The 5,472-nt window shown below is 36.2% G+C and carries 6 protein-coding genes; 3 read left to right on the top strand and 3 right to left on the bottom strand.

What is annotated here, in order from left to right; all coding sequences use genetic code 11:
- Positions 1-160: 160 nt before the first annotated feature.
- The 3 genes from AC1DDX_RS22315 to AC1DDX_RS22305 form a co-directional block, all read right to left on the bottom strand.
- Positions 161-1,096, bottom strand: a complete 936-nt coding sequence (locus AC1DDX_RS22315; protein WP_337716815.1) for a hypothetical protein — start codon at positions 1,094-1,096, stop codon at positions 161-163.
- A gap of 79 nt (positions 1,097-1,175) precedes the next feature.
- Positions 1,176-1,640 carry a hypothetical protein gene (locus AC1DDX_RS22310; protein ID WP_337716817.1) on the bottom strand — a complete coding sequence of 155 codons (465 nt, stop codon included), beginning with the start codon at positions 1,638-1,640 and terminating at the stop codon, positions 1,176-1,178.
- 11 nt (positions 1,641-1,651) lie between these two features.
- Positions 1,652-1,975 (bottom strand): magnetosome magnetite crystal formation protein family, encoded by a 324-nt coding sequence (locus tag AC1DDX_RS22305; RefSeq protein ID WP_172660146.1) that lies wholly within the window; start codon positions 1,973-1,975, stop codon positions 1,652-1,654.
- Positions 1,976-2,139: 164 nt separating this feature from the next.
- Here AC1DDX_RS22305 and AC1DDX_RS22300 point away from each other — a divergent pair, with 164 nt between their 5' ends.
- The 3 genes from AC1DDX_RS22300 to AC1DDX_RS22290 form a co-directional block, all read left to right on the top strand.
- Complete coding sequence (locus tag AC1DDX_RS22300) at positions 2,140-3,933, top strand: helix-turn-helix transcriptional regulator (protein ID WP_288879193.1); 1,794 nt, start codon at positions 2,140-2,142, stop codon at positions 3,931-3,933.
- Positions 3,934-4,038: 105 nt separating this feature from the next.
- Positions 4,039-4,614, top strand: a complete 576-nt coding sequence (locus tag AC1DDX_RS22295; protein ID WP_172660148.1) for an RNA polymerase sigma-70 factor — start codon at positions 4,039-4,041, stop codon at positions 4,612-4,614.
- Positions 4,615-4,690: 76 nt separating this feature from the next.
- Positions 4,691-5,472: FecR family protein (locus AC1DDX_RS22290; RefSeq protein ID WP_477622620.1), on the top strand; the 782-nt coding region annotated here is incomplete at its 3' end.

The following is a 5,472-nucleotide window of genomic DNA, read 5'->3' as shown; positions in this document are numbered from 1 at the left end:
GAGGTTGTAGTGAAACCTGTTGTCGACTGTTTCTGCGCCTGGCGCTTCAAGGCAGCATCACTGGGCTTAAAAGTTTCGTTCACACTTTTGTTGATCTGCTTACAGCCTGTTAGTAGTAAACAGCCAATGATCAATGAGCTAGCTATGATGTTTAAGGTCTTCATATTATTATGCTTAACTCTTTTAAATCGCTGGCAAAGGCTACCCGTTTGGGATCTTCCTCGAGGTAAAAAATATCCACTTCTTTTTGACGTGTGCTATCCAGATCTAACAGGTCTACTATTTTTTTTATACTAACACCATGACGTTGATTTTGATGGTCTGTAAATTCAAGCACAAACTCAACCACGGGTTGCTCGTTTATGTATGTTCCAGTTTGACTGGCCTTGAGTAATCTGGCTGTTGCCGGCAATCCTTTGTACTTTATTACAAAATCATTTTTAGGATTTTGATTGGCAAATTTTGACATCAATCTTCCAAGAAGATTAATATTACCCAGGTTAAGTATTAAGGCACAAACCAGGAGCGGATGATAAAAAACCATAAAGCGCCATCCCATGCCTTCACTTTCTGTTTGATAAGCAAAGCAATAATAACCGGCTATCAGAGCTGCAATAACAAGCAGGGTAATATGAAGCAAGAGAAATACATTCCCTTTAACACTTACCTGGAAGCTGGACAGAACCATATAAGGATAATCGTTTGGATTTTGATCGAGAACCAATTCTACATTCTTTCCCGCCTCAAACCTGCGTTCATAAGGGGTTTTGTCATTTACAGTTATCTTTTCTTCAATTTGGGTACCTACAAGGTTTTTAAATGATAAATTAAGCTCATAAGTACTGTAGTTGACCTTTGGGTTTGATTTGTCAATACTAGTAAGAATCCTGGCCTCCCGCTTTATGCCGGTATTTTTAAGGTGCTCTATTTTTCTTTTTATAGAAAGAGTCCGAAGTATCCATTTGTTGTAGTAGCCTGTCAAAAGAATAATCCAAATAATGATAGATAAGACTACAAGGCCCAGAGCAAGCCAGGGATTTCTTGTTGCTAATTCTGGCGGATAACTATCACTCTTAATACTATAGTATAAGATCATGGGAAAAGGTATCGCATAAAATAATGCGAACAGTTTCCAAAATATAAAGAAGCCTTTACCCATAATACTTTCAGTTTTGTTAATCAGGTAAACCCATTATGATATACAGTTCATCATTTAATTTTTGTAATGGCTTTGCCGAAAAAAAACATTGGCGTAGAAAAATGTTTTTTGTTTTCCTGTTTTTTTGCATTACCAAAATACCCGATACGCCTAGTGTGATAAAAAGACTTTTAAGCTTGGAGACTAGAAAATGATCAAAATCATCGAAACTGTAGGTGATGGGTGCACTAAAGAAGAATGCTTTATAGTGAATCTTACGGTCTACCATATCAAAGCTTATTTCTGTAGTACTTCGCAATATGCTCAATATCCCAATTACAGCCAGAAACACAGCGAATACTGCAGCACCTTTCGTACTCGCATATATGAGGTTAAGTACCATTATGGCAAAAATTATTGCAGCCATGGTATAAAAAAAGCCTTTTTGCACTTTTAGATGATAAGTGCTGCCTTCTTTTTCGAAATATTTAAATGTTTGCATAATTATTCCAATTAACCAACGAAAGCAAATTTGTTTTCAAACATTTTACCAATTATCGGCAAAGGCTTTTGAGCACCATTAGCCGCATTGATAATTCCAATAATCCATAATATCAAAAAAACAAAGCCAAATACACCTATAAAAGATAAGGCAGGTATAACCATAGCTACTATATTTAAAGCAAGGCTAAAAATAATGTTCACAAGTGCCAGACCTAATGCTTGTCGTAAATGATATTTAAGCATTGAATCTGCATTGTCTTTTCCCTTTAAATAGGCCACAAGCCAACCAATAATGGTGATGTAGGATACGATAGATAGTGTTTTGTTATTCATTTTGATAGTATTTTGTTGTAAAATTATTTGATGTAAAGTTGCACTCTTACTCAAAGTTTTACCAAATTCAGGCTTACTACAAAACGCCTACATTCAAGTTGCACAAGCGTCTACAATATGTCTACATGAAAAAATAGATAGTTGATTTATATTAATTTTACTTTATGAATTATTTAAGGCACCTATTGTTTTTTGTAGCTGCGGGTTTGTCATCTTATACTGCAATAGCACAAACACCTGCTCAGCTTATTCATTCGGCTGAATCACTTCGTATCAATGAAAATTATAAAGCAGGGCTTGTTCAGGGGAGGCTTGCTGTTAATACTGCCTTAAAACTGAAAGATTTTACTACCGCAACCAGGGGCTATGTTGTTCTTGCCAATATTTACGCCAATATGCAGGAATTTCCATTGTTAAAAAAAATGAGCGATTCTGCCATGGTTACCGCAAAGCAGGCGCATGGTTCTTCAGCTATTGCCTATGGTTATTATGCCCAGGCTTTTTTATACAAGAGTATCGATAATGCCGAACTTTCCATGAAATATGGCCAGATGGCACTTAAGGAACTAGCAAAAACTCCGGATCATTACATTCTGGCTAAAATATATTACTTGTTATACGCTTTAAATACCCGCTGGAATAATGTGCCCAATATAAATCGGTACGCTCGCTTAGCCACAGAAAATGCCTTGCTCACTCAAGATTACAATTTACTTGGTAATTGCTATACCGCTTTATCCATATCAGCGGATTATAATTATAATGCTTCCAAAAGTATCGGCCAGCGAGATAGCATCCTCTTTTTCTTAAAGAAGGTAGAGGAGATATACGAGCAGCATCCGAAAGAAATAGCAGCAAAGACTTATGGTATTGCCTGCATTAATATTGCAGATTATTACTTGAAAAATTTTGCAGAAACAGATAAAGATGCGAAAGCAAGTGCTATTCAATATGCTAATAAAGCTCAGGAAGTGATGAAAGATGCGCCGAATGGCGAAGAAATTATAGCCAGCGGTTTGGGTATTCTAAGTGAGTATGCCATGCGTGAAAAAAACTTTCCAATGGCTGAAAGTTATTTGATGCAGGCTTATAGCATGATGCAGGCGCAGGAAATTCCCTATTATTATACCCTGGTCAATGTGGTGAGCTCGCTTTCCAGATTGTATGAGCAAACTGGAAACGACTCCATGGCATTAAAATTCCAGAAGAAAGTAACAGAATACAACGGTAAACTTTTTGATCAAAAACAGGCATTAAACGCGCAAAAGCTGGAAATTCAATACGAAGCCGAAAAAAAAAACAATGAAGTGATCCTGTTGCGGCAAAAGGAAAAGTATAATCAGGTACAACGGTATCTATATATAGGTATTTCGATTATTTCTTTATTGGGCCTTATTTTTATGTTCCGGGCTTATCATTTCCGCCTGCGTTACTCTTTGCAACGTGAAAAGCAATTGCATTTAGAAAAACAAGAGGCCGAATTGCAAACAAAATTAGATAAAGAAGAACAGCTGCGGCTACGGGCAGAGCAACAACTGCTGGAAACCCAACAGCAACAATTGCAAAAAGAAATGATGGCTAATGTGTTGCAACTGGAACACAAGAAACAAGTGTTTTCACAGATCAAAGAAAAGTTAAATGATAGCCAGGAGTTGAATATCAATAGAATATGGAATGAAGAGTTATTGCTGGACAATGATTTTAATGATGCAAAGATGCATATTCAACAAGTACACCCCGACTTCTTCGGCCTTCTGAATGAAAAAGCGCAGCAAAAACTCACTCCGCTTGATCTAAAGCTTTGTGCTTACCTGCATTTGCAAATGGACACAAAGAAAATAGCCAGCATCCTTCATATAGAGCCCAAAAGCGTACGCATGAGTCGTTACCGGATCAAGCAAAAACTGGGATTGGGTAAGGAAGATGATTTGAATATTTTTTTACAGAAACTAGGGTAATCCTTGTAATTTAAATTCACATTTTTCCCCCTTAATTAATTGTATTTTTTTAGTTACTTTTAGCGGCTGTGCCAGGTATCTAATGGCTGGGAACTGATTTTAACAATGGGTAATTATTCAAAACATACTGATGAAGAACTAGCTTTGTTGTTGAAACATGCTGGCCCGGATGTTTTTAAGGAGATTTATGATCGGTATTGGGATAGGTTACTTAACGCAGCTTATAAAAGGGTTAAGAACACCGAAACCTGCGAAGAAATTGTACAGGATGTTTTTACAAAACTTTGGACAAATAGAACCTCACTCCTATTTACAACAGGCCTTGGTAACTACCTGTATACGGCAGTTAGGTATAATGTAATAGACCATTACAGAAAACACGCTATAAGGGAAAATTTTATTACTTCAGAACAGGTTCAGCTAAAACTCGACAACTCTACCGAAGAGTACATTTTTCTTAACGATTTGAAAAAACACATTGATATGATGATCGCTAAGTTGCCGGTCAAATGTCGTTCTGTTTATCAGTTAAGTAGAATTGAGTTTAAAACAAATAAAGAGATCGCATCGGAACTTAACATTTCGGAAAAAACGGTAGAAGGCCACCTTACAAAAGCGTTGCAAAGCTTACGGGTAACAATAACTGAACTTATGCCCATCTTACTATTTTTTATAAAATAAATTTAGATTTACAGCAAGGGTTCTGCAGTTGTTAAACGACATGTTAAATAAGTAACCACATAGAGTTTAACGTAGTATGAACAATTTACAGCTTTCCAAATTATTGGAAAATTATATCAATGGCAATTGTACGCCTGAAGAGGTTTCAATGTTAAATCATTGGTATGATCAATATCAGGATAGTCCTAATTTTGTTCAGGATTTATCAGAAGAAAATCAGAAACTTTTAAAGAACAAGATTTTTTTAAGCATCGTTGCATCTACAGATCAAACAGATAATCCTGATTTACCAGAAATACCAACGCCTAAAATTGGCATATGGTGGCTTAAATATGCAGCAGCAATACTGCTGATAGTTTCTGTTACTTTCTTTTTTTGGAATAAATCGCTGCTGTGGAACAAAAAAGAACAATTGTCCAGTCAGCAAATTCACCTGGTAAATAAAACTGGTTTTATCATTAAAAAAATACTGCCAGATCAAAGTGTTGTTTATTTAAATCCTCAGGCAAGTCTTACTTATCCTGTTGAATTTAAAAAGGCATCCAGAGAGGTGATTATGGAAGGAGAATGTTTCTTTGAGATCACTAAAAATCCAAATCAACCTTTTATAATCAATAGTAATCATATCATTACCAAGGTATGGGGTACCAGCTTTAGGATTTCTGATTCTAAAGATGGAAGCTCTGCCAATGTAATTGTTGTAACCGGTAAGGTATCTGTAAGTAAAAAGGGCGCCAACCGTAAATCAGATGATGAGGTGTTTTTACTGCCGAAGGAAAGCATCGTTTTTAAAGGAAATAAAAATCTGCTTTATAAAGAAAAGCACGCAGATATGTCTTCTGTTGCGATCTGGAACCA

The sequence above is a fragment of the Pedobacter sp. 10L46_2 genome (assembly GCF_056395165.1).
This window is presented reverse-complemented; position numbering and strand designations above follow the sequence as displayed.